Origin of the sequence: Lysobacter sp. Root604 (assembly GCF_001427505.1) — a bacterium.
Taxonomy (GTDB): domain Bacteria; phylum Pseudomonadota; class Gammaproteobacteria; order Xanthomonadales; family Xanthomonadaceae; genus Lysobacter.
This window is the reverse complement of record NZ_LMGS01000009.1, coordinates 532,503-556,700: the sequence shown is the minus strand read 5'-3', so window position 1 is coordinate 556,700 and position 24,198 is coordinate 532,503. Positions and strand designations below refer to the sequence as shown.

Sequence of the window (24,198 nt, the reverse complement as noted above, 5' to 3'; positions counted from 1 at the left end):
CGTGTACGAAATCGTGCTAATTCTCTCGTCGCCGGCAACATCCATCGGACGACCAAGGGACGACTTCACGATGCACCTCTCGAATCATGATGCTCGCTTGGCCAGGGCGTCGCTTGCACGCACGGCCCTTCAATTAAGCTTCGCGATCGTCGGCGCGACCATCCTATCGAATACTCAAGCAGCGACTCGCGATGGCTTCATCGCCGAATACCCGACCACGCAGCTCGGCCTCTCGTTGCCTCAGGTCATTGGCGACAATCTCCCGATTGGATACGTCGTCCTGACCTACGATGACGGCTTGGACGAGCATAGCGTCGAGATGGCGCGCTATCTGCAAACGCGCAACATTCGGGCCACCTTCTTCGTCAATGGGTGTCGATTCACCGGGCGCGGCGCAGGCGCGCCGTGCTCACAACTAAAGCAATATCCGACCAGCACCCTTGAGGAACTGGTAGCCGCGGATCAACAGGTCGGTAACCATACCGAACTGCACTACGCCCTCAACAGAGACCTGGCCACAGCGGGACCGACCAAGATCAAGCAGGACGTACTGCTTACACAGTCCCTAGTCGCGCCGTATCAACGCGACGGCTACTCGTTCTTTCGCGCGCCGTCCAACAACTGGGGCCAAGCACCGTACGATCTGCTGCACGGCGAGCCTGCGCTTCAGCATGTCGCAGGCCCTATCTTGTACGACTACCTTGGCGCAGATTGGTCCTGCATGGACAGCAGCATCAGCAACCCGACATTGTCGCCGGAGGCCTGTGCCGAAAGAATCTATGGAACCAATCCCGCCGACCTAAGCGGCTATTCTCGCAGTATCCGTGGCGGCGTCGCAAAAAGCGGCATCATCCAGATGCACGATCGCATGCCGAATGCGGTCGGCAGCGACTACTCTTTTCGCCTCACCAAGCGTTTGATCGAGCTGCTCAGATCCGATCCGGACACGAAGTACGTGTTCACCTCGCTAGATGCCATCCCAGGCATGACCGGCCTGAACAATCGGCTGAATATCGAAACGTTCTCTGACGGGTTCTCCGACGCCTCCGGTACCGCACAGGTCGCCGGCCACTATCGCTCGATCCGAATGGGCGATGTCACCGGCGACGGCGTTCCGGATATTTGTGGGAAACGCGTGGATGGTATCCATTGCATCAACGGACAAACTCGCGTGTCAACCAAGTGGCGAGACCTGCCGGACAGCCAAGGTTGGTCGCATGCGAAGTACTCGTCCACCGCTCAGATGGTGGATATGGACAATGACGGACGCATGGACATGTGTGTGCGCGGTGGCGACGGACTCTATTGTTTTCGATCCCTTGGAAGCTCCTTCGCAACACCGAGCACCTGGTTCACGGGCAGTGTCTTTTCCGATGCCGGCGGCTGGGGCGCCGACGAATCCATGTACGCCTCCATCCAGATGGGGGATATCGACGGCGACAGTCGACCGGACGTCTGCGGACGCGATGCCGCAGGCATCATTTGCCAGCGATTCAATGGCACCTCGTTTTCCGCGGGGGAACGTTGGCTCACCGGGAGCTTCGACAATGCCAATGCCTGGAATCACCGCGAGTACGCCGCCACGCTGCGCCTTGGGGATATCAACGGCGACGGTCGCGCCGACCTATGCGGCCGGGCAAGCTACGGCATCATCTGCTCGCTTTCATCCGGCACCGGATTTTTGCCGCCCACGTGGTGGAGCAGCGCGTTTGCCGATCAAGAACGATGGAATATCCCAGCCGTGTCGGGCGACGAACGCGTCTACTTCCACACGCTGTCTTTGGCGGATATGAACCAAGACGGCAAGGCCGATATCTGCGGTCAGTATACGACCGGTGTCGCGTGCGCATTCTCTGATGGAACACGATTCTCCGCCTATCATCATGTCGACAATCGCCTGATGACTGGCGCCAATGGCTATGGAAGGCCGGCCTATGCGCTTCCGCTGATGATCGGCGATCTCGACGGCGATCAGCGCAAGGAAATCTGCACGCGCGGCATCGAAGGGATACGCTGCCTCCGCTAGCGCGACTGCCTGCATGTGATGTTCATCGAGGGCGCGCCGTTGCGATCTACGGCCGCTTCCGTATCTTCGCGCATCGGGCCGTCATATGCGCTGTAGCGTTATCCGCACTCGACATGCCTAGCGTTGCGCTCCGCGGTTGCGCGGCGGGCTGTCGGACCTGATCGCGAAACGCCCGCTGTCCGCGAACGCGGCCTCGATGGTGCGCGCCAGGCGCGCGCCGTAGCGGCCGTCGGGATCGAGGTCGGGGTCGTAGATGGTCAGCTCCAGTCCCACCGCTTTCGGGCTGGCCAGCAATGGCGCCAGCAAGGCGCGCAGTTGTCCGAAACTCAGGCCGCGCTCGTTGGGCGAATCCACCGCCGGCATCACCCGCGCATCCAGCACGTCGGCGTCGACGTGGATCCAGTAGCCCTGGGTGTCGGCCGCCTCCAGGCGGGCGCGCGCCTCAGCGCCGGCCGCGTGCGCGTCGCGGCGAATGGCGTCGACGCCGAGCGTGTGGATGCCGGACGCGTCGTAGGACTCGGTCGCCGCGAACTCGCTGTCCGCCGGCGTGCGCGATAGGCCCAGCTGGACCACGTCGGACTCGCGCAGATAGGGCGATCGGCCGTCGATATCGGTCAGCGCCGCCGGCCCGTGCCCGGTCGCCAGGCCCAGGTCCAGGCCGGCGGCGGTGTAGATGCCCCGGTAGCGCTTGCGGTCGCGCGCGTAGGAATAGTCGTCGTGCGCATCGACGAAGGCCAGGCCGTAGCGGCCGCGGCGCTTGAGCGCCAGGCTGGAGCCCAGCAGCACGCTGCAGTCGCCGCCCAGCACCAGCACGAACTCGTCGCGGCCCAGCAAGGGTTCCAGGCGGTCGGCCAGCGTGCGCGAGTACGCAGCCAGCGCGGTGCCGTTGCGGAAGCCGACCGCGTGGTCGGCATCGGGCGAGTACGCGGGCGCGTCGACGCGGCCACCCTCGCGCGCGCCCAGGCGCGCGACCAGGCCGGTGTCGCGCAGGGCCGCGGCGAGTTTGCGCGCACCCGGTTCGACGCCCGGTGCGGGCGGGCGCAGGCCGAGATTGCTGGGCGCGTCGATGACGACGATGCGGGTCATGGGCGGGGCCTTGGCGGTGGGGTTCGAGGCATCGTCGGCGGAGGCGATGGGCGCGCAGGCGCCGGTGGCCACACCCATGCTGGCGGCGAGCAGACCGGTTTCGAGGCAGCGGCGCGCGAGGCGCAGATTCCGGCCCATGACGCATAACCTTTGAAATATGTTTTGACGGTTATATGCGCGCAAGCATAACCTGTCAATATCGCTTAGCAGGTTACGCATGCGCATCGAACACCACGCGTTCAAGCCCGCCGACCTGGTCGCCGGCCACCTCGCGCTCGACCTGGTCAATACGGTCACCGCGCGCGACACGCAGCCGCGCGACTGGCTGGACGACTACGACGCGCTGCTGCGCTGGGCGCGTCAATCCGGCCACTACGCGCGCACCGACCTGGCCCAACTGGAAGGCCTGAGCCAGGCCGATCCGGCCAAGGCGGCGGCCGCGCTGGGCCGCTGCAAGACCTTGCGCGAAGCCCTGTGCGCGATCCTGTACGCGCTCTCGCAAGATGCCGCGCCTCCCGCCGAGAATCTGGCGGTGCTGGACAAGGCGCGCCTGGCCGCGTCGGCGGCGGCCCGCCTGGTCGCGCGTCAGGGCCGTCTGCAGGCGGAGTGGTCGGTCGAGCGCTCGGGTCCGGACCTGATCGCGCACACGGTGGTCGCGCATGCGATCGATCTGCTCAAGGACGCCCAGCTCGACCGCCTGCGCATATGCGACGGCCACGACTGCGGCTGGGTCTTCATCGACACGTCCAAGAACGGGCGCCGGCGCTGGTGCGACATGGCCACCTGCGGCAACGTGGCCAAGGCGCGCCGGCACCAACAACGCGGCGCGACCGCGCGCTGAATGGCGCAAGACGAGGCGCATACGCGTCAACGCCGCGCGACGATGCCGATGCTAGGGTGCGTAGATTCCGGAGTACGCCATGGCCCCGATCCGCACCGCCCTGCTGTCCATCGCGATCCTGATCGGCGTCTGCCCGGCCGCGGCCCTGGCCGCCGACGACATCGACTTCGTGCGCGGCTGTTGGGCCACGCGCGCGACACCGGGCGGCCCGGTCGACGGTTTCCTGCGCCTGCTGCCCGATCGCGAGATCGAAGGCGCGCTTAGCGGCCACGCGATGAGCGCTTACGGCGATCCGCCCGTGTCGCGTCTGGATCTGATGTTCGCGCGCGACGGCAGCACGCTGGGGCTGCGTCGGCCGGTGCCGAACTACCAGGCGCTGGACGCGCGCCTGCTCAGCCACTATGCGCGCGTGCCGCAGGTGGGCGCCGCGCTGCTGAGCGGCCCGGGCCACGTCGCCGCGTATGCGCAGGATGGCGCGAAGGAGTGGATCGTGGTCAAAGCCCGCGACGAGCGTCTATCGATCCAACGCGTCGACGGCGACGGGCGCGTGGTCGAGACCTACTTCGACGGCGAACGCGACGGCTGCGATTGAGCCGCGCGGGCAGCGGATCTATTGCGGCGGCGACGCCAGCTCGCGCGCGTCCAGCGTGCCGTCGCGGTTGCGGTCCTGCTTGCGGAAGGTTTCGGCGAGCTGGGCGCGGTGCTGCTCGCGGGTAAGCGCGGTACCGCCGCGACGACCAGGCGGGAACTCGTTGGGATCGAGCACGCCGTTGCGGTCCTTGTCCATCGCGTCGAAGCCGTAACTCAGCCAGTCCTGGTACTCGAGCAGCGACACCTTGCCGTCGCCGTCGGTATCCATGCGCGAGAGGTAGTCGCCGGTGGAACGCACCTGGGCCGCAGCGAGGGCGGGCAGCAGCGCGAGTAGACAGGGCGCGAGGGCTGGAAGCAGCGGACGACGCATGCGCGGGAAACCGGATCGGGATGCTGCGCAGCCTGACCTGCGGGCGCGGCGCAGACAAGTCCGGTAACGCGCAGCGTGGGGCACGATTCAGCCGGCGACGCCCCGTAAGGACGTGCGGCCGGCCCGGGGGCCGGCCGCACGTGGGCGATAACAGGGAATCGCCCGGGGGGAGCTGATCGAATCGCTTACGGCAACACGCAGCAGCCGCCGGTACGGTAGCCGCCGTACTTGCAGCCCGGCTTGGTCGGGCAGCCGGTGTCGGGATCGGTGCCGAACGCCTGTGCGGCACCGAAGCCCAGCGTGCCGACGATCGCGATCGCGAACACGACCGCCTGCAGACGCTTGTTCAGGTTCTTCATCGTTCTCTCCATTGCGATGATCCAACCGCGACATGCCGTTCCGTGGCGCGCAACGCGGTCAGGATGGTGGGCACCTGCTCCTTGGTATCGAGTTTCCCGACATGCGAATAGACGACGCGGCCGTCGCGGTCGACCACGACCAGCAGCGGCACCAGATTGACTTTGAACAAGGCGCGGATCTTCGGCGTCGACAAGGCGACCGGAAAGCCGAAGCCGCGCGCGCGCAGATAAGCGCCCAGGCCGGGCGCGTCCGGGCGCGCAACGCCCAGCATCTGTACCTGCTTGGGATCTAGCCGCTGCAAGCCGCGCGCAAGGTCGAGAATCGCGGGCACCGAGGCCTCGCAAACCGGGCAGCTGGGATCGAAGAAATACAGCACCTGGCGCTCGCCGACGGCACGACCGAGCACGACGGAAGGACCGGAGAGGGTGGTGGCGTCGGTGCTGGGCAGCCAGGTGCCGACCTGCGGCCGGACGCCTTCGTCGATCAGTGCGGCGTAGTCGCGGCGCAGCTGGCGATTCTGCACGCCCAGCACCACGACCAACGCGCAGGCCAGCGCCAAGGCGACATAGGCATAGCTCTCCCTGCGCATACACGCACCTCCCTGTGGCTTACGCCTGCGTATCGCGCGCATGCCGCGCCGATCGCGTCCTGCATCGAAGCTAACACCGCCGACGCGAGCGCCGCAACCGAACGCGTCACAGTGAGACTTCGGTGTGAAGATGCGGCGGCGCGCGGCGCGCAAACAAAAGCCCGCGCATCGCTGCGCGGGCTTCAGGGCGTGCTGCGGCGCGGCAGGATCAGGCGCGCGCGGGCGCCAGTGCGTAACCCTTGAGGCGTGCGGAGAACGCCTCCAGGGCCTGGATGCCGCTGGCCTCGGCCTCGGCACACCAAGCGTGCAGTTTCTGCAGCGTGGCCTGGGCATCGTGCGAACGATCGTCCAACACCTGCGCCAGGCGCTGGCGGAAATCGGCCAGGGTGGCCATGCGCGGACGCTCGGCGACCCAGTTCTGCAGACGCTCGCGCGCGTCGCCGTCGAGCCAGCGGCCGCCGTCGGCCAGGCCCTTGCGCAGCTTGCGCGGCAGCGCGCGCATGCGGTCGCCGGCGTTGCCGGCTTCTTCGCGCAGCGCCGGCAGGGTGACGCTGCGGTAGTAATCGGTCATGGCCTGGAAGCGGATCGCGAGCAGGGCCTTGAGGGTTTCGGCGTCCGGCATGGCGATGTTCGGGCGCACATCCAGCGACGGCGCCACCCGCAGCACCTTGGCCAGGCGCAGCTTTTCCAGACCGCGGATCGCGAACCAGCCGATGTCGAACTCCCACTTGCGCAGGGCGAACTTGGCCGAGCTTGGGAAAGCGTGGTGGTTGTTGTGCAGCTCTTCGCCGCCGATCCAGAAACCCCAGGGGGTCAGGTTGGTCGCGGTATCGGCGGTTTCGAAGTTGCGATAGCCCCACCAATGGCCGAGGCCGTTGACCACGCCTGCGGCCCAGAACGGAATCCACAGCATCTGCAGCGCCCAGATCGCCACGCCGGCGAAGCCGAACAGGGCGAAGCTGATCAGCAGCAATAGGGTGGGGCCCTTGGTTGCGTGCGGGGTGTAGAGCTTGCGTTCGATCCAGTCGTCGGGGCAGCCCTTGCCGTACTTCTCGATGTCCTCGCGCTCGCCGCGCGCGGCGCGGTAGAGCTCGACGCCGCGCCACATCACCGTGTCGATGCCCTTGAACTGCGGGCTGTGCGGGTCTTCCTCGGTCTCGCACTTGGCGTGGTGCTTGCGATGGATCGCGGCCCACTCCTTGGTGATCATCGAGGTGGTGAGCCAGGTCCAGAAGCGGAACAGGTGCGCCAACGCCGGATGGAAGTCGACCGAGCGGTGCGCCATCGAGCGGTGCAGGTACAGCGTCACCGACATGATGGTGAGCTGGGTGACCACCAGGAAATAGACGACGAGTTCCCAGAAGCTGGCCTGGATCAGGCCGCCGGCGAGGAAATCGAGCAAGGAAGCGAGCATGGGTGGAACTCCGGGGCGGATCTGAAATCGACGACCGGCCCGCGTGCGGGCCGGAGGAGGAGGCGCCGCGAAGCACGCTCCCGCGCGGGATGATGCCACCCCTACCGTACCGTTCGCGCCGGTACGGGCTGGTTCTGTGATGGGGGTCGCCGGGTCTGGGCGCAAGACGGAGGCCGGCTGCTCGAGGCACCGGTTTCAGTCGGCGTAGGGGGTCGCGGCGGCGCCACCGCCCTTGGCCGCGGGTGGCCGGATGGCGAACGCCCGTTATCTCCCGCCATTAGTGCGTGAACATGCCGCCATTTTTAATTAGCTGCCGCGCCCTTCCGATTCGCCGGCCGGCGACTGCGGCGGCGGGACGGCGTCGCGCTCGGAGCAGGCCGACGCCGCCAGCGCCGCCTCGATCCGCCGTCGCGCGCGCGCCTGCTGATCGCGGCCGTAGCGGCGCAGCGCCTTGCGGTCGTCCGACGCGAACGGCGAGTCGCGGCCGCAGTGGCCCAGCAACAAAGCCAGGTCCTGGGCCACGCCCAGGCGCTCGGCGATGCGCCGGTCCAGATCGGGGGCGCGCACCGTCAGCCCGGCGGTTTTCAGCGCGCGCCGCTGCTGCGACAGGCGGCGGGCGTGCCGGCGCCAGCGATGCCAGGCCTCGTCATCGCCCCGCTCGCGGGCGCGCACGCCGGCGCGATCCATGCGCGCGCGGCTGGCGGCGATCGCCTGCTGCAGCGACTCGGCCTGCAGCCGGGGCCAATCCAAGGCGGCGGCGCCCGCGCGCAGCACCGCCAGCAGCGCCCGGCGGCCACCGAGCTCGGGGTCGGCGGCCAGGGCCTGTCGCGCGTGTTCGGCACGCGCGCTCGCGGCCGCCCGCCGGGCGCGGCGCAGCAGCCGCAGGGCGTCCGGGTCCGGGCTGCGCGCGAGCAGCCGGTCCAGGGTTTCGACCAGAGCATGGGCGTCGCGCAGCGACGACAGGCCGCGATTGAGACGGCGCAGTTCGCGATCGATCAGAGGCCTGCCTGGCCCCAAGGCGGCGTCGCCCAGGGCCAGGACCGCACGCGCGCGGCGCAGGCTCTTGCGCGCCTGATGCACGCCTTCGTGCAGCTGCCCGCCGCGACGCGCGAGCTGGGCCGCGGCGGCGTCGAGCTCGCGCAGCGCGTAGTCCCGCAGCGCGTTCGCGACGGCGGCGCTGTCTGTGGCGGGATCGGGCACGCGAGCTCCGGTGACGACCGCGACGCTGGCGGTCCGCCGCGACGATAGTACGCTTGCGCCATGCCCGAACTGCCCGAAGTCGAAACCACCCGCCGCGGCCTGGCGCCGCACCTGGAAGGCCGCGAAGTGGTCGCCGCGATCCTGCGCCGGCCCGACCTGCGCTGGCCGATCCCGCACGAGATCGAAACCGACCTGCCCGGCCAGCGCATCGCCGCGGTGCGCCGGCGCGCCAAGTACCTGCTGCTGGACACCGCGATCGGCAGCGCCCTGCTGCACCTGGGCATGTCCGGCAGCCTGCGCGTGCTGCCGTCGGACACGCCGGTGCGCGCGCACGACCACGTCGACCTGCTGCTGGATTCCGACCGCGTGCTGCGCTTCAACGACCCGCGCCGGTTCGGCTGCCTGCTCTGGCAGCGCCCGGGCGAGACCCACGAATTGTTGCGCGCGCTCGGCCCGGAACCGCTGTCGGACGACTTCCACGGCGACTACCTGTTCGAGCTCAGCCGCGGCCGCAAGGCACCGGTGAAGACCTTCCTCATGGACCAGAGCGTGGTGGTCGGGGTCGGCAACATTTATGTCGCCGAGGCCCTGTTCGCGGCCGGAGTATCCCCGCTGCGCGCGGCCGGCAAGGTCTCGCGCGAGCGCTACGGCGAACTGGCCGGCGCCATCAAGACCATCCTGGGCTACGCGATCCAGCGCGGCGGCACCACCCTGCGCGACTTCATCAGCCCCGACGGCGCGCCGGGCTACTTCGAACAGGAGCTGGCCGCCTACGGCCGCGGCGGCGAGCCCTGCCCGCGCTGCGGCCGGGCCCTGAAACAGGCCTCGGTGGGCCAGCGCACGACGGTCTGGTGCGGGCACTGCCAGCGTTGACTGGGTACAGCCTTCTAGGCAATTTTGATGCCAACCGGCGAATGCGCCGGCCTAAGATGAACACGTTATAGTCGCGCCTTGCCCCGGGGAACACGATGGCCGAAAGCGCTGACATCACCCTATTGCTGGATGCCGCACGCGAGGGCGACCGGGGGGCGCTCGACCGCGTCCTGGCGACCCTGTACCAGGAACTGCACACCATGGCGCGGCGCCAACTCGCCGGCCAGCACGGGCAGACCCTGGACGCGACCGCCCTGGTGCACGAGGCCTACCTCAAGCTGGTCGGACGCCGCGAGGCCCAGTTCGACGACCGCGCCCATTTCTTCGCCTACGCCGCCTCGGCCATGCGCAGCGTGGTCGTGGACTACGCCCGCCAGCGCCTGGCGCAAAAGCGCGGCGGCGACCTGCACCGGGTCACCGAACTGCCCGACGACGTCGAAGGCGGCCTGCGCCTGGACGAGGAAACGCTGGGCCTGGACACCGCGCTGACCAAGCTGGCCGCGGTCGATCAGCGCCTGGCCCACGTGGTGGAGCTGCGCTACTTCGCCGGGCTGTCGGAACTGGAGATCGCCGCGCTGCTGCAGCGCTCCGAACGCAGCATCCGCCGCGACTGGCAGAAAGCCCGCCTGTTCCTGCTGGCGTCGCTCAAAGACAGCTGAGCATCGCCGCCCGTGGACGCCGAGCGATGGCAACGGCTGTCCCCCCTGCTCGACGCCCTGTTCGAGCTTGAACCGCAGGCGCGCGCGGCGCGCCTGAGCGAGCTGCGCGATGAAGACCCGGCGCTCGCCGACGAACTGCAGACCCTGATCGCGCTGGAAGAAGGTCACGAAGACTTCCTGGCCGAGCCCTTGGTCGCACCGCCAGCCGGTGCGCGCGCCGGCAGCACCGTCGGCCCCTACCGTTTGGAAAGCCTGCTCGGCGAAGGCGGCATGGGCCAGGTCTGGCTGGCCTCGCGCGCCGACGGCCTCTATCAACGCCGCGTCGCGCTGAAGTTGCTGCGCCCCGGCTTGGCCGACACCAACCTGCGTATCCGCTTCACCCGCGAACGCCAGATCCTGGCGCGCCTCGCGCATCCGCACATCGCGCGCCTGCTCGACGCCGGCATCAGCACCGACGGCCTGCCGTACCTGGCGCTGGAATACGTCGAAGGCGAGCCGATCACCGACTACTGCCGCAACCAGTCCACGCCCTTGGACAAGCGGCTGCACATGTTCCAGCAGATCTGCGACGCGGTCAGCCACGCCCACGCCAATCTGATCGTCCACCGCGACCTCAAGCCGTCCAACATCATGGTCACGCCGGGCGGCGACGTGCGTCTGCTCGATTTCGGCATCGCCAAACTGCTCGATACCGACGTGCCGATACCGGAGCAGACCCGCACCGGCGTGCGCGCCTTCACCCTGCACTACGCCGCGCCGGAACAGGTGCGCGGCGAGCCGGTCACCACCATGACCGACGTCTACTCGCTGGGCGTGGTGCTGTACGAACTGCTGACCGAGACCAAGCCCTACCGGCTCAAGCGCCAGACCGACGCCGAGTGGGAAGAGGCGATCCTGGCCGCCGATCCGCTGCGCCCCTCGCAGACCGTGTTGCGCAACGCCGAGAGCACCGGCGAAGAAGGTCCGCCGCCGGACAGCGCGGCGCTGCGCCGGCACGCGCGCCAGCTCGCCGGCGATCTCGACAACATCGTGCTCAAGACCCTGTCGAAGCGGCCCGAGCAACGCTATCCCTCGGTCGAAGCGCTGGCGCTGGATCTGCAGCGCTTCGAAGCCGGGCGCCCGGTACAGGCGCGCGCGCAAAGCCTGGGCTATCGCTTCCACAAGTACGTGCAGCGCCATCGCTGGGCGCTGGCCACCGCGACCCTGGTGACCGTGGTGCTGGGCGCGGCGCTGGCGATCGTGGCCTGGCAGGCCCGCCAGGCGGTGCGCGAAGCCAGCCGCGCGCAAGCGATGCAGGATTTCATGGTCGGCCTGTTCGAGAACGCGCGCGGCACGCCAGAAGGCGAGGCCCTGGACCTGCGCGGCCTGCTCGACGCCTCGGTCGCGCGCGGCAACCGCGAACTCGCGCGCCAGCCGCGCGCGCGCGCCGAACTGCTGGGCGTGGTCGCGCGCCTGCGCACGGGATTGGGCGACTACAACGAAGCCAAGACCCTGCTGGATCGTCAGGCCAACATCATCGATCTCACCGACGACATCCCCGCCAGCCTGCGTCTGGAATCGCTGACCCAGCGCGGCCAGGTACTGCGCCTGCTCGGCGAATCGCGCACCTGCATCGAACTGATGCAACCCTGGCTGGACAACGCGCGCCGCGAACAGGCGCAACTGCCGACGCAGGCCAGCGAGTTCTATTCCCAGCTCGGCCGTTGCCGGCGCATCAACGGCGAGCGTCAGGGCGCGCGCCAGCTTTTCGAACGCTCGCTCGCGCTGCGCCGCGAAGTACTGCACAACGACGTCGGCGAAGTCGAAAACCTGATGGACCTGGCCGGCCTGCAGGCCGATGTCGGCGAGACCCGCGCCGCACTGGAAGCTTTCGAGCGCGCGCGCACCCAACTGCGTCATAGCGGCGGCGAAAAACATCCGCTGCTGGTCGAGATCGGTTGGAACATCGCCGCGCGCCAACGCGACCTGGGCATGACCGATGCCTCAGAACGCGAAGCCGCCAACGCGCTGGCGATCGCGCTGGAGGTCAACGGCAGCCAGCACCCGACCACCTTGGCCGCGCGCCGCCAGCTGGCCGCGATCCATGTCGACCAGGGCCGCTTCGCCCTGGCCGAAGACGAATTCCGCGAGATCCGCGACCTGCTGACCTCGCGCCTGGGCGCCGATCACACCGACCTCAGTGCCACCTACAACAGCCTGGGCGTAATCGCCTGGGAACGCGGCCGATTGCCCGAAGCGGTGCACGCCCTGCGCCGCGCGATCGAGATCGCGCGCAAACACGGCGACACCGGCCGCCTGGCCGGCACCTTGTTCAACCTGGCGATGGTGCTGCACGAACAGGGCCGCGATCGCGAAGCCCTAGCCTTGCTGCTGGAATCGCGCCGCCTGCGCGACGCACGCTACGGCGTCGACCATCCCCTGCTCGGCGACACCGACCGCCTCGAAGGCGAAGTACGACTATCCCTGGGCGAACGCGACCGCGGCATGGCCCTGCTAGGCGAAGCCGTGCGCCAGACCCGCAGCGGCTATGGCAGCGCGCATTCGCACACCCGCCGCGCCGAACTCAGCCTGGCCTACGTCCAGGCCCTGGCCGGCGACGCCAACGCGCTCGCGCAACTGGATGCGCTATCGGCGCTGCCGAACTCGGACGCCGAACTACGCAAGATCGGCTGGCTGGCCCAGGCCTACGCTTCACGCGTGCGCTGCATCGGCCCGGCTCGCGCGCAGGCGCGCGAACGCCTCGACGTGCTGCATCGCACCTTGGCGACGCAACGGCCGGATGGAAGCACGATCGGGCGTGAGATTGATGGGATTCGGGCGAATTGCGGGGGCTAGTCGGCGCGTCATGCCACGGAATGCGTGCGGCTTGCGATTGAAAACTGTCTGATCCGAGTTCGCGCTGGCGTTTGGCTAGAGCCTGAGCACGGCCTGCTCCTCTTCCCGGCTGGCCCCGAGACTAAGGCGCGGCCGCCAGTCAGAACTGCACTCTGACCCCTATTCCGGCAGCCTTCGGCGGACATGTTGCTTGTGGGCCAGCCAATTGTTCTCCGACCTAAAATTTTGACGCCGAAATGGTGATCCTTTATCTACGAACAAAAAAGCTCTGAACGGGCTACTTGGGCGCTTCATCTTCATCTTCGAAATGAATGACACCAATTCCATCGGCTTGCAGCGGCAGAGTTTCACCTAAGGCTCCTCGTGCGCATTGCTCGTTGTAGTGCTCGACCATCTGGGCAAGCACATTGTTCAAGTAGACCACTTCATCAAGCAGTTCATCAGGAAACTGTGGATTATCGATATTCTGTATCCATAGCTTCGCGTTGTCATTTGCGATGCTAGCCAAGGAAATCAGCGTGTCTCCATGCAGGCAAATTGCCGGCGACCTCCTTGTGGGCAAGCGGACTATGGTTAGATTCGTTTCAGAACTCAATATTTCGGCATTCATCATCGCTTTCCCTATCACTGTCCATTGGGTTCAAACGCGACGCGCGGCTCATCCGGATTGACATTTTCGGATTGAACTTCAGATCGTAATACCGCTGCTGCATATACGTCAGCCCGGTCGCCCCATCCATCACGTGGCCGGTGTAGCCGATGCCGTTGACCGTCTTGTTGATCGGGCTGCCATAGGGCTCGTAGTTCGTACGCTCGATCACCGCGCCGCTGGCGTTCGTCGTCGCCACCGGGCTGCCTAGCGCGTCGGTGTGGTGGTACTTGGTCGCGATGACCGTGTTGCTCGGCCAGTTGTGGTCGATGGTCGCGATCAGGCTGCCGCCCAGGTAGACGTTCTCGTGGGTGGTCTGTGCGCCGGCGGTGGTCTGCGTGTAGCCGAACAGGTACTGCCCGGGCTGGCTGTACTGGAACAGGCGCACCGTGCCGTCGGCCTGCATGGTCTGCACGCGACGGCCCAGGCCGTCGTAGGCGTAGCTCTCCTTACCGGTCACGGCACGCAGGCGGTTGCCGTAACTGAACTCGTAGCCCTGCCCGTTCTTGTTGTTGAGGTTGCCCTGGAAGTCGTAGCCCAGGCCGGTGACGGTGGCGCCGCCGGCGTTCTGAACATTGGTCAGGCGGTTCTTGGCGTCGTACCAGTAGGTGTGCTCGCGCACGCCCGGATGGCTGACGCTGCGCAGGTTGTCGATCGGGTCGNCGTTCTGAACATTGGTCAGGCGGTTCTTGGCGTCGTACCAGTAGGTGTGCTCGCGCACGCCCGGATGGCTGACGCTGCGCAGGTTGTCGATCGGGTCGCAGGCTTAGCGGTGGCAGCGGTTGCCGCCACAACTATGGATGTCCTTGTTTCTCGGTTCCCCAACTATGGGCGTCCTTGTTTCTTCGCTTGCTTCTGGATCCTTCAACGCCGGGATCTATCAGTAATCACTGTACGGCTGCTGGGGCAGGTCAGCAACGAAATGCCGACCCGCCGCACGGCCGTCATTCATTCGGAAGAGAAACATCTAAGCCAAACATGCCGTCACCGGACCAATGCCAGGGTTTTGGCAAAGCATCAAAGTGCACATGAAGCCAAGTATCCAAGCGCACTCCAATTTCGCAGCGCGAAATCTTGAGATCATCGATTGCAACAATCAATTCACCCCCAGCACGGGCATATGAAATTTTGGCCCGATCATGCAATTTGACCCACGGATTCTTTAGTGGATCCAGCCATACCGACGTCCTCGCTTCGGCCTCCTCAATCGGAGTGCACTTAAGCGTGCCCGTCTTATCGTGCGCCGTTACGAACGCAATAACTTCAAATCCGGAGGATTTGCGGGCTTCCACAACCTCCTTGTCGATATCGAAAGTGGCATCGCCGTTTGAATACGTAAGATTTTTCTTCAAATTGGTCGCCACGCTTACTTCCGGCTCTCGAACACAACCAACAGTAGAAGTAGCAAGGCATGCCACAAAGAGAATTGACTTAATCATGGCTTCAGTGCCTCCGTGGCTTCTTTCTCTGTGAGAGGGCCTAGGCGATTCAGCATTTGCCCGACGGCCGCCCCCATATTTGAAAAGTCACGAGAAGCTCCGCCAATTGCGTGCGCCATGAAATCTTCACCAGAACTGCACTCTGACCCCTGTTCCCGTTCCGCTGTCGCGGCGGGCCTGCTGGATCGCGACGCAAGTGCCTAAGAGGCACCGCGCTGCCCGGAGCGCTCGTCCGAAAAACCCCGGGTACTCCACTCTGGCCCGTATTTCATCATGCCCGGGCGGAGTCAGTTAAAACGAGCTCTGGTCGCACGACACACATTCCAATCGCCCGCCAATCTGCCCACACTTACGCGATCCCTCGCGTAGTTCCTGCAGACGTCGCATGAAATCCACTTCCTTGAAAGCCAAGCTTCGCGGCCGTCGTCACGCTGAATCACATGCCGCGTCACTCCGGGCAACCGGACCAGGGGTGTTCAAGGTGCGGGATGCGCGACGAACTGCATCGCAGCTATCGGCAGAAGACCTAGTTAACTGGAGGTGTCGCCGCTTTTAAAAAAGTACTCCACCCTGTTGTTCTAACCTCGTTTCCGCAGTGCCTTACGCGCCCGAAGCATCCGCAAGAAGCGACAGCCTTTTAATCTCCTGAACAAGCAGAAGGATATCTTGCCTGGCATGGGCGATAAAATCTTGATCGGCCGTAGTTGCCCCGCTTAGCTCAATGTCATTACCAGCAGTGCGTATAAAGCTCGAACCGCTGACAAAGTCCCTTCCCTCAACGAACGATATCCAGGGCCCGGGCGTCGCAGAGCTTGCCCTTTCTTCAATTGCCCTCAACCATTCATACCCACTCATATTTTTCTCCTACCTATTGGGATTTCGAACCGTCGGCGTGAACAACTCCTCGGCCTTCTCCGGAGTTATCCCACACATTGTGCAGTGATCCGGATTTCGCGCTCCACGTGGCGACGGAACTACATCACCGCCTGCCTTGCGTATATCTCCGACAGTTGTGACGCCCACCTGTCCGTTGGGTATCCCCTCTGATAGCTCAGCAACGGATTTTCCCGGGGCGCTGTTTACTGAGACGCCCTGGAGGTTCCCATTACCATCTATTGTCACCCCTGACCCGTTCCTAAACCTGTCGGCAGTACACGCACCGCCTCTACAGACCAACGTGGAATCTGGCAATCGTTCCGCCGCTCGATCTCCTCTGCGTATCAGTCCTATGACGGCTTTGCCAGCATCCTTGACATCTCCTGCGCTAACAGGGGCGATCTCACTTGCCATTGACATCCCCGCTAATGCCCTTTGGGGAAAGGGAACGCTGGAGTTGGACGCTGTTTTGAAGTCCTCCTTTAGACCAGCAACCGTCTGAGCCAGATTGCCGCCATTTTTCGCGTACTTGAGTAGCTTGGTCCAAATGCTCCTACCGTCCAGGTCAACAAACCGATAAGGATTCCCGCCCGCATAGTGGTAACGATTGAAGTATCGCTGACCGCCGGCATACACGGTCACCGGATCAACGCTCAGAAACCGCCCCAACGTCGGATCGTAATACCGCTGCTGCATATACGTCAGCCCGGTCGCCCCATCCATCACGTGGCCGGTGTAGCCGATGCCGTTGACGGTCTTGTTGATCGGGCTGCCATAGGGCTCGTAGTTCGTCCGTTCGATCAACGCGCCGCTGGTGTTGGTCGTCGCCACCGGGCTACCTAGCGCATCGGTGTGGTGGTACTTGGTCGCGATGACCGTGTTGCTCGGCCAGTTGTGGTCGATGGTCGCGATCAGGCTGCCACCCAGGTAGACGTTCTCGTGGGTGGTCTGTGCGCCGGCGGTGGCTTGCGTGTAGCCGAACAGGTACTGCCCGGCCTGGCTGTACTGGAACAGCCGCACCGTGCCGTCGGCCTGCATGGTCTGCACGCGACGACCCAGGCCGTCGTAGGCGTAGCTCTCTTTACCCGTCACTGCACGCAGGCGGTTGCCGTAACTGAACTCGTAGCCCTGCCCATTCTTGTTGTTGAGGTTGCCCTGGACGTCGTAGCCCAGGCCGGTGACGGTGGCGCCGCCGGCGTTCTGAACATTGGTCAGGCGGTTCTTGGCGTCGTACCAGTAGGTGTGCTCGCGCACGCCCGNCGTCGTAGCCCAGGCCGGTGACGGTGGCGCCGCCGGCGTTCTGAACATTGGTCAGGCGGTTCTTGGCGTCGTACCAGTAGGTGTGCTCGCGCACGCCCGGATGGCTGACGCTGCGCAGGTTGTCGATCGGGTCGTAGGCGTAGTTGATGTAGTGCGTGCTGCCGCCGAACATCGCCGAGCCGGCCGACGTCAGGCGGTCCAGGCCGTCATAGCTCAGGTATCGATTGAAGTTGGCACCTTGGCCGTTGTCGACGATCTGCGTCGTGTTCCCATTCTTGTCGTAGGTGTAGGTGTAACCGGCCACGCCGATGTCGCTGACCGTATCCGGCAGCTGACGGGCGTTCTGCGACATGGTGTGAACCACGCCGTTGCCGTAGGTGAACTGCTTGATCGAGCCGTTGGGGTAGTAGCTGACGCCGGAGGCGTAGGTGCCCTGGGTGGTGCTGGTGGGCGTGGTGGCCACCTGCGTCGGCTGGCCCAGGGCGTTGGGCGCATAGGTCACCGCCAGACCCGTCGGATAGGTCTGCACCGACAAGTGGCCATTGCGGTCGTAGCCGTAGCCCAGCGACCAGGTGTACCAGCCGGGCTGGCTGATACTGTCGCCTTGGCCGTCGAGCAAGCGCCGCTTGTTGTAGTGGTAGGCGTTCACCCACGGCCAGGTGCTGTTGTAGCCGTTGTAGGTGGTGATGGTGGCCGGCAGGCCGTCCGGGGTGTAAGTCCAGGTCTGATTGCCCAGGCCGTCGGGGAAGCTGAGCTGGGTGAGGCGGTTGCGCGCGTCGTAGCTGCGGGTGACGGTACGGCCGGCGTTATAGGCCGCCGCGTGGTCGCAGTCGACCCCGTTCAGGCCCGACAGGCCCGCGGCCGACCAGTTCGGGTTGTCGTTGTTGTCGTAGCCCATGACCGTCGAGCCGGTCTCGGGCTCGTCGGTGCGGCACAGGCGATTGGCGCCGTCGTAGTAGTACTTGCGCAGCGCCTGCACGGGCTGGCCGGCGTAGGTGCCCGAGCGCAACACCGACTTGGGCCGCAGGAAATTGGCCGGGTCGCGATCGATGACGGTGGTGACCCCGGCCGGCTGGATGATCTCGATCGGATAGTCGGTGGTCGGCTGGTCCCAGGCCGCGTAACGAGTGCGTGTCTGCTGGCCGCGCGGGTCGGTGACCACGATGTCGCCGCCCGTCGAATAGGCGGTGGTGGTGGTGAGCTTGCCCAGCTCGGAGTCCTGCTCGAGCTTGGTCACGCGGCCGAGCGCGTCGTACTGAGTCCAGGTGCCGGTATCGATCGCCCAATTGCCGTCCGCGTACGGATTGCGCGGATACGAGGCGAAGGTCTGCCGGCCTTCGTGATCGTAAGCGCTCAGGGTGATGCGATAGGTCTGGTCGTTATTGGTGACGTCGCGCTCGTACTGCACGACCGGGCGCCATAGGGCGTCGTAGAAGGTCTGCTTCTCGTAGTTGCCCTGGACGGTGGACTGGCGCCAATGGCCGGCGGGGATGCCCATCTCGGCTTGATTCACCTGCACGAACGCACGCGTGAGCGTGTTCCAGTTGACGCTGTCGCCGACGGGATAGGCGATCGAGGACACGCGGCCCATGGCGTCGTAGCCATAGCTGGTCTTGTAGCCGTTCTCGTCGGCCACCCAGTCGATCCAGCCGCTGTCGTTGACCTGGGCGGTCTGCGTACTGCCCGAGGGCGATTCGGGCGTGGCCGGGTGCTGGATGGTCTGCGGAATGCCGCGCTTCCAGCTCGACAGGGTAGTGATGTTGTTGTTGGCGTCCTTGACCGTGGCGACGGTGCCGTCGGCGTTGTAGGTCAGGGTCTGCTTGCGGATACCGAACGTATAGAAATCCGTGGGCAAGGCGGTGACGGGGTCATACGTGGCCGAGGTAGGAATGGTGACGCCGCTGGATACCGAGGCGATCTGGCCCAGCACCCACTTTGACAGGTTGTCGTGGAATGTCGTGGCGTCGGTGCGCGCATAGCCTTGGCCGATGTTGCTCGAACGCGTCACCGTCTTCGGGCGAGCGAACTCATCGAATGCGTTGACTGCGTTGCTGTAGCTCACGCCATCCTGGCTGATGGTGGTGCGGGTAACAGGCTGAATCCGCGCCCCCATTCTTTCCTGGGTCAGGCTCAAACCGATTTTCGACGAGAAGGCCTGCGTTGCCAGCTCATCGTCGGGAACATAGTCGTTCAAGGTCGTACGCAGCGTCACGCCGGCCGCGTCCAGTTCCCTGGTCTCGATTAAGTAACCTTCGTTCTTCTCATAGGCAACGCCGAAGCGTTGGCGCAACTTTCTGCCGTCCGGCAACGTCGTTGTATTCCACTTCGATGTCAGTCCCGGGCAATCCGGCGACGCGGGAACGCATCGGTTTCCGATGCACTGAGGCGTTTCCGGTGTTCGCCCGCAGAAGCCGAGCGGCCAGACCCTTCCGTACTCGTACTGCGTGACCAGCGCAGAAACACCTGGGCCAGACACGGTCGAGTTAGTCAGGGAGAAGTTCTCGAAATAGTTGGGCACCAACAGCCTGTCATGCCCCGTTTCACCGCTGCCCAAGGTGGTCGGCGCGCTGGCAACCCGCACGAAGGTCTTGTAGGAGGAGATGGCCGTTGCGTAGCTGTCGGAGTGGCCGTCTTTGATAGCCTGATTATAGATATCAGGATCCGTCAGGGTCATTTCCTGCACATGAGTGCTGGAGGTGCCTGTGGAGTTGCGAACAATGTCCAATGTGCAGCGGAACGGCACATGGACCCGATAGTGCCGGTTCAAGTCGAAAACGAACTTGCCTTGGGCACCACTGGGGTGCGTGACCACGTACTCATAGTGACCGTTGCCCATCGTCGACGAATCGCAGGTGGGCTTGAAGTCGTTGACTTCCAGCATGTCCGGATCGTCGTAATTGGCGCGCAACTCGCCCGAGCTGCCATAGCTCCAGCGCGAGCCGTCGGGCTGCGTGACCTGATACAGGCCAACGCCGACATAGGTATAAGCCCAGGACTTCCCGGCAGCGGTGGCCGTTACGATCTTGTCCCCTTGATAGGCGAGGGAAATCGCGCGACCGTCACTGCTGGTGATGCCCGTAAGCTTGTCTCCGGAGTAGGCGTAGTTAACCCAGTTTCCGAACCTGTCTTCGATACGAGTCGCGAGCAGATAGACACGCTTACGCGGCAGGACATACTCGAACCCGTTAGCCTTGCGAAGACTGCGCATTGAGCGTTCCACCGCCCAATCGAATCGATACTTCACGCCATCCGGCGTCAGAAGCATGAAGCCCTCTCCCGCGTAGCCGTTCTGTATCGCAGACAGGCAACTCAGGCGCCCCAGGTCACGGGTGGTCCATGGATAAACGACACCATCGGCAGGCGCTTTGTATGTGCTTGGCACCCACTTGAGCAGATTCTGCTCCCCTCTGCCCGGGAGATACAGGTGATAGCCGCTCCACACCTCATCGGACGTGAAGTTCGTATGGTTGATGTACGGCTCGGAGGGGATCGAGCACCGCGAGAACCGCTGAGGCGACGTCGGGTTTGCAACGGTCCAACCCCAAGGGCTGGCGAATGTGCCCTCGATGTAGGGAACCTCGACTTCCCAGTTGCCGAAGCCCCCGAGGTAATTACGGCCAAACCGATCTTCAACGACATGGCGTCGCCCCAACCGAACCGGCAGCGAATTGTTCCCGGGGAGGTCGATGTCGACCGTGCGGAAGTACGTGGAGCCGTCGTAGCCGCTGATGTTCTCCCCGAACATGCCGGAGCTCAGTGCGGACACCTCCTGCGAAGCCTTGATCGCCTGGTCGTACTCCTGCCATGGCGCAGCTTCCTGTGCCATAGCCATAGAACCGGCGGCGAACAAGAATAGCGCTAGAACACCGCGCAGTAGTAACGACATGGCGCGATTTCCGATGGCACTAGACGGCGCGACAGAGTGAAACGAAACGGCGGCGGCAGCGGCGACTGCGCCTATCGGGTCGGAACGGGATTGCATATCGTGGATACTCTCGCCGAGCAGACCGGCGTGGACTCTTGCGCTTGAACTCAAGCCGGCGCGACCGGCTCCCCTGACGATAGTCTGAAGGCTAGAACAGAGCGCTCGCAAACATTGCGACGACACGATCGGACGAGCGCGCGTTTCGAGTGACGAAGTTGCGCAACTCGCGTGGAAAATATGCCTTACAGATGTGCCGCCGACCTTTCATACGGCTGCCACACAGCCCTACAACGGCAACCACGCCTGCAACGGCTCGATCGTCCCCTCGCCGCGCATCACCCGCTTGTACTCCGCGCGCGAGACCGAGACGTAGCGGTCGTTGCCGCCGATTTCGACCTGGGGACCGTCCAGCACCGCGCGGCCGCGTTCGTCCACGCGCACGGTCATGGTGGCCTTCTTGCCGCTGTGGCAGATGGTCTTGATCTCGGTCAGCTCGTCGGCCCAGGCCAGCAGGTACTGGCTGCCTTCGAACAGTTCGCCGCGGAAATCGGTGCGCAGGCCGTAGCACAGCACCGGGATGCGCAGTTGGTCGACCACTTCGCTGAGCTGCCAGACCTGCGAGCGGGTCATGAACTGGGCTTCGTCGACCAGCACGCAATGCAGCGCGCCGTGGGCGGCGATGTCGGCGCGGATCAGCGCCTCCAGGTCCTGGTCGTGGCCGAAGCCGATGCCGTCGGCCTTCAGGCCGATACGCGAGGCCACGGTGCCGCTGCCGGCGCGGTGGTCCAGGCGCGGGGTCAGGATCGCCACGCGCATGCCGCGTTCACGGTAGTTGTGCGCGGACTGCAGCAGGGTGGTGGTCTTACCGGCGTTCATCGCCGAGTAGTAGAAATAGAGCTTGGCCATGCGCCTAGTGTAGGCATCCGCGGCGCAAGTTCCGAGATTGCGCGGTGGGGCGGTGGCGTGCTTGTGGGAGGGGCGTAGGGATCTTTCCTGCTGCTGGGTAGTTCGGTGAGCGCAGAGCAAATCCCCCTAACCCCCCCCTTTTTCAAAGGGGGGAACCGAGGGCAAGGGAGAGGTGACGCAGGGGTCGATCGTGGCCGTGCCTTCCCCCCTCTGGAAAATCCGGGGTCAAGTGGGATTGGCTCTCAACGAACCCTCAATCCGCCGGCGTCTCGACCTTCTTGGCCTCGCCGACCTCGACCTGGCCGGTCAGGGTGCGCAGTAGCAGGCCCTGGTCCTTCCAGTAGGCGTCGGTGCGGGTGCGGTGCGGGCCGTAGAACTCGCCGGGGCTGACCCCGCGCATGGCCTGGGTCGAGACAGCGCTGCCGCCTCCGCTGGCCCAGATGTCGGGCCGGCCCAGGCTCACCTCCAGGCGCGCGGTCTGGGCGCCGACGCGGCTGCCGGTTTGATTGCGGGCGAAGTGGCGGATGTGCGAGTTGATCCGCGGCAGCGCGGTCGTATCGCCATAGCGGGCGTAGTAGCTCTCGCCCTGCACGGCGACGGCCACCTGCTGCTCCGGCGTCAGCGATTCCCAGATCTTCTCGCGCATCGCCAGCAGTTCGGGGTTGTCGCCGCGCTCGGCCGCCAGGTCGGCCCAGACGTAGGCCAGCACGCGGTCGGACGGCGCGCCTTCGCCGAACCAATACATCATGCTCAGAAAGTGCTGCGAGTACTTGTCGGCGTAGCGCGCGGCGTGCCGGAACTGCTTGATCGCTTCGTCGTAGCGGCCGTTGTCGTAAGCCCAGATGCCGTGCCAGCGATGCAGTTCGTTCGGATGCCCCGCCGATTGCAGGATCGCGGCTTGGTAGATATCGAGATTGGTGGCGCGCTCGCGCTCCTGCGCGACCGGCGCGGCCACGGCGACCAGGGGCAGAAGGCAGAACAACAACAAGGGGCGGACTTTCATCTACGGCTCCTTGTGGATAGGGGCTCGCGACGCAGCGATGACAAGACGGACGGCGATCTCGCCGCAGTGTATCGCCACCGCCGGGCTGACGTTCCGACGGATTGCGCACCTTTCGCGGTGCGCCGACCTCGACCGCGCCCTGGTCGGGTTAGCGGTCCAGTTCCTTCCAGTGCGCGTTAAGCCGATGTAGGTCGCGTTGTTTGCCGTAGAGCCCAGCGTGGCCGCTGCGGCATGGGCGGCCGGCGCCGACCGCGAAGGCGCCGTGGACCGGTGCGTCATTGATGGCCACGGGCTGATTGCGGTAGTCGCCGCGGCTGCGTCTGTGCCGGCAGGTTCGACAGCGGCGCCGAGGCAAATCCCTGCCTGCCACGCGCTTTTCGCGCTGCCGCGCCGACTCACCGTCGGCGCGGCGGCGGAACGGTTTACGGCGTGGGCTTAGGCGCCGGTTCCTCGGGCACTTCCGGCACCGGAGCGTCGACCTGCGGACGGGTTTCCGGAATGCGCGAATCGACCTTGGGCGGCTCGCCTTCGCGTACCACTTCGACGTCGCCGACATCGACGCGGCCGATCGCCGGCTTCATCCACACGTTGTCCTGCCAGGCCCAGTACTTCTTGGCGTCCCAGTAGCGCTCGTCGTAGAACTTCGAACCCGGGATCGACTGTTCGCCAGCCGGGCCGGGCACCAGGATCTGCAGGTTGCCGGTAAAGCCGGTGCGGCTGCCGGTGACGTTGCGGCGGCCGGTGCGCAGCTGGAATTCGTAGCGCGGCTTGGCCGCCTCGTCGCCGAAGCGGGCGTACACGCCCTGGCCTTCGCTGGTCGCGCGTTCGCGTTCGGCCGCGCTCAGCGCGTTCCAGTAGCGCTCGCGCAGACCCAGGAAGCCGGCATAGCCGCGCTCGGCCGCCAGGTCCATCCAGGCATAGGCCAGCGCGCGGTCCTGCGGCGCGCCTTCGCCGTTCCAGTACATCTCGGCGACCATGCCTTGCGAGGGCTTGTCGGCGAAGAAGCTGGCGCGACGGAAATAACGCAACGCGTCGTCGAAACGCTTCTCCTTGTACGCGTCCATGCCCAGCATGCGGTACTTCAGGTCGGGATGGTGGGTCAGGAAGCCCGCGGTGATGAGCAACGGGTCTTCGACCGGGTCCGGCGGCGGCGCGGCCTTCTTCTCGGCCGCGATGGCCCCCAGGGACAGCGGCAGCAGGGCCAACAGCAGGATCGTCTTACGCATCACATCAATTCCTTTTTACGGTCTGGGGGTCCAGGGGACGGGCCTAGGGAAACCAGGGTAGCCGGTCTCG

Annotated in this window: 18 protein-coding genes; 6 read left to right on the top strand and 12 right to left on the bottom strand. The window is 65.4% G+C overall.

Annotated features, from left to right (window positions below):
* Positions 1-70 precede the first annotated feature (70 nt).
* Complete coding sequence (locus tag ASD69_RS10800; protein WP_056177689.1) at positions 71-2,026, top strand: FG-GAP-like repeat-containing protein; 1,956 nt, start codon at positions 71-73, stop codon at positions 2,024-2,026.
* Positions 2,027-2,143: 117 nt separating this feature from the next.
* Here the strand turns inward: ASD69_RS10800 and ASD69_RS10795 are convergent, their stop codons facing one another.
* Positions 2,144-3,250, bottom strand: coding sequence for an arginase family protein (locus tag ASD69_RS10795; RefSeq protein ID WP_200943982.1), 1,107 nt, complete (start codon positions 3,248-3,250; stop codon positions 2,144-2,146).
* 79 nt (positions 3,251-3,329) lie between these two features.
* On the opposite strand from ASD69_RS10795, the gene ASD69_RS10790 reads away from it, so the two are divergent.
* Entirely contained in the window at positions 3,330-3,953 is a 624-nt protein-coding gene (locus ASD69_RS10790) for a CGNR zinc finger domain-containing protein (RefSeq protein ID WP_056177687.1), read from the top strand.
* A gap of 79 nt (positions 3,954-4,032) precedes the next feature.
* Positions 4,033-4,545, top strand: coding sequence for a hypothetical protein (locus tag ASD69_RS10785; RefSeq protein ID WP_056177685.1), 513 nt, complete (start codon positions 4,033-4,035; stop codon positions 4,543-4,545).
* Positions 4,546-4,563: 18 nt separating this feature from the next.
* On the opposite strand, the gene ASD69_RS10780 is transcribed toward ASD69_RS10785, so the two are convergent.
* The 5 genes from ASD69_RS10780 to ASD69_RS10765 form a co-directional block, all read right to left on the bottom strand.
* On the bottom strand, positions 4,564-4,914 hold the full coding sequence (locus ASD69_RS10780; protein ID WP_056177682.1) for an EF-hand domain-containing protein: 351 nt from the start codon (positions 4,912-4,914) through the stop codon (positions 4,564-4,566).
* Positions 4,915-5,099: 185 nt separating this feature from the next.
* Positions 5,100-5,273 carry a hypothetical protein gene (locus ASD69_RS21905; RefSeq protein WP_157489505.1) on the bottom strand — a complete coding sequence of 58 codons (174 nt, stop codon included), beginning with the start codon at positions 5,271-5,273 and terminating at the stop codon, positions 5,100-5,102.
* Positions 5,270-5,863 carry a redoxin family protein gene (locus ASD69_RS22235; protein WP_056177680.1) on the bottom strand — a complete coding sequence of 198 codons (594 nt, stop codon included), beginning with the start codon at positions 5,861-5,863 and terminating at the stop codon, positions 5,270-5,272. Before ASD69_RS22235 ends, ASD69_RS21905 begins: the two co-directional genes overlap by 4 nt.
* Positions 5,864-6,071: 208 nt before the next feature.
* Complete coding sequence (locus tag ASD69_RS10770; protein ID WP_056177678.1) at positions 6,072-7,277, bottom strand: fatty acid desaturase; 1,206 nt, start codon at positions 7,275-7,277, stop codon at positions 6,072-6,074.
* Positions 7,278-7,583: 306 nt separating this feature from the next.
* A complete protein-coding gene (locus ASD69_RS10765; RefSeq protein ID WP_162250643.1) occupies positions 7,584-8,477 on the bottom strand; it encodes a CHAD domain-containing protein in 894 nt (297 codons plus the stop codon).
* 60 nt (positions 8,478-8,537) lie between these two features.
* Between ASD69_RS10765 and mutM the strand changes: the two genes are divergently transcribed.
* The 3 genes from mutM (at position 8,538) to ASD69_RS10750 (ending at position 12,844) form a co-directional block, all read left to right on the top strand.
* Positions 8,538-9,350 (top strand): bifunctional DNA-formamidopyrimidine glycosylase/DNA-(apurinic or apyrimidinic site) lyase, encoded by an 813-nt coding sequence (gene mutM, locus ASD69_RS10760; RefSeq protein WP_056177674.1) that lies wholly within the window; start codon positions 8,538-8,540, stop codon positions 9,348-9,350.
* A gap of 95 nt (positions 9,351-9,445) precedes the next feature.
* Positions 9,446-10,009: an ECF-type sigma factor gene (locus ASD69_RS10755; protein ID WP_056177672.1), complete on the top strand. Its 564-nt coding sequence runs from the start codon at positions 9,446-9,448 to the stop codon at positions 10,007-10,009.
* 12 nt (positions 10,010-10,021) lie between these two features.
* Positions 10,022-12,844: a serine/threonine-protein kinase gene (locus tag ASD69_RS10750; RefSeq protein ID WP_056177670.1), complete on the top strand. Its 2,823-nt coding sequence runs from the start codon at positions 10,022-10,024 to the stop codon at positions 12,842-12,844.
* Positions 12,845-13,121: 277 nt separating this feature from the next.
* On the opposite strand, the gene ASD69_RS21895 is transcribed toward ASD69_RS10750, so the two are convergent.
* The 6 genes from ASD69_RS21895 to ASD69_RS10725 form a co-directional block, all read right to left on the bottom strand.
* Positions 13,122-13,454 carry a hypothetical protein gene (locus ASD69_RS21895; RefSeq protein ID WP_157499150.1) on the bottom strand — a complete coding sequence of 111 codons (333 nt, stop codon included), beginning with the start codon at positions 13,452-13,454 and terminating at the stop codon, positions 13,122-13,124.
* A gap of 983 nt (positions 13,455-14,437) precedes the next feature.
* Entirely contained in the window at positions 14,438-14,932 is a 495-nt protein-coding gene (locus ASD69_RS21890) for a hypothetical protein (protein ID WP_157499149.1), read from the bottom strand.
* A gap of 864 nt (positions 14,933-15,796) precedes the next feature.
* Entirely contained in the window at positions 15,797-16,846 is a 1,050-nt protein-coding gene (locus ASD69_RS22705) for an RHS repeat-associated core domain-containing protein (RefSeq protein WP_082576521.1), read from the bottom strand.
* Positions 16,847-21,278: 4,432 nt separating this feature from the next.
* A complete protein-coding gene (locus ASD69_RS10735) occupies positions 21,279-21,899 on the bottom strand; it encodes a thymidine kinase (protein WP_056177664.1) in 621 nt (206 codons plus the stop codon).
* Positions 21,900-22,152: 253 nt separating this feature from the next.
* Positions 22,153-22,902, bottom strand: a complete 750-nt coding sequence (locus ASD69_RS10730) for a sel1 repeat family protein (protein WP_056177662.1) — start codon at positions 22,900-22,902, stop codon at positions 22,153-22,155.
* Positions 22,903-23,324: 422 nt separating this feature from the next.
* Complete coding sequence (locus tag ASD69_RS10725; RefSeq protein WP_056177660.1) at positions 23,325-24,128, bottom strand: sel1 repeat family protein; 804 nt, start codon at positions 24,126-24,128, stop codon at positions 23,325-23,327.
* Between the last annotated feature and the right edge of the window lie 70 nt (positions 24,129-24,198).

Coding starts and splice junctions, on each gene's coding strand:
- ASD69_RS10725 (WP_056177660.1), bottom strand. CDS start 24,128: ATGCGTAAGACGATCCTGCTGTTGGCCCTGCTGCCGCTGTCCCTGGGG.
- ASD69_RS10730 (WP_056177662.1), bottom strand. CDS start 22,902: ATGAAAGTCCGCCCCTTGTTGTTGTTCTGCCTTCTGCCCCTGGTCGCC.
- ASD69_RS10790 (WP_056177687.1), top strand. CDS start 3,330: ATGCGCATCGAACACCACGCGTTCAAGCCCGCCGACCTGGTCGCCGGC.
- ASD69_RS22705 (WP_082576521.1), bottom strand. CDS start 16,846: ATGCAGGCCGACGGCACGGTGCGGCTGTTCCAGTACAGCCAGGCCGGG.
- ASD69_RS10755 (WP_056177672.1), top strand. CDS start 9,446: ATGGCCGAAAGCGCTGACATCACCCTATTGCTGGATGCCGCACGCGAG.
- ASD69_RS21890 (WP_157499149.1), bottom strand. CDS start 14,932: ATGATTAAGTCAATTCTCTTTGTGGCATGCCTTGCTACTTCTACTGTT.
- ASD69_RS21895 (WP_157499150.1), bottom strand. CDS start 13,454: ATGAATGCCGAAATATTGAGTTCTGAAACGAATCTAACCATAGTCCGC.
- ASD69_RS10780 (WP_056177682.1), bottom strand. CDS start 4,914: ATGCGTCGTCCGCTGCTTCCAGCCCTCGCGCCCTGTCTACTCGCGCTG.
- mutM (WP_056177674.1), top strand. CDS start 8,538: ATGCCCGAACTGCCCGAAGTCGAAACCACCCGCCGCGGCCTGGCGCCG.
- ASD69_RS22235 (WP_056177680.1), bottom strand. CDS start 5,863: ATGCGCAGGGAGAGCTATGCCTATGTCGCCTTGGCGCTGGCCTGCGCG.
- ASD69_RS10795 (WP_200943982.1), bottom strand. CDS start 3,250: ATGGGCCGGAATCTGCGCCTCGCGCGCCGCTGCCTCGAAACCGGTCTG.
- ASD69_RS10800 (WP_056177689.1), top strand. CDS start 71: ATGCACCTCTCGAATCATGATGCTCGCTTGGCCAGGGCGTCGCTTGCA.
- ASD69_RS21905 (WP_157489505.1), bottom strand. CDS start 5,273: ATGAAGAACCTGAACAAGCGTCTGCAGGCGGTCGTGTTCGCGATCGCG.
- ASD69_RS10770 (WP_056177678.1), bottom strand. CDS start 7,277: ATGCTCGCTTCCTTGCTCGATTTCCTCGCCGGCGGCCTGATCCAGGCC.
- ASD69_RS10735 (WP_056177664.1), bottom strand. CDS start 21,899: ATGGCCAAGCTCTATTTCTACTACTCGGCGATGAACGCCGGTAAGACC.
- ASD69_RS10785 (WP_056177685.1), top strand. CDS start 4,033: ATGGCCCCGATCCGCACCGCCCTGCTGTCCATCGCGATCCTGATCGGC.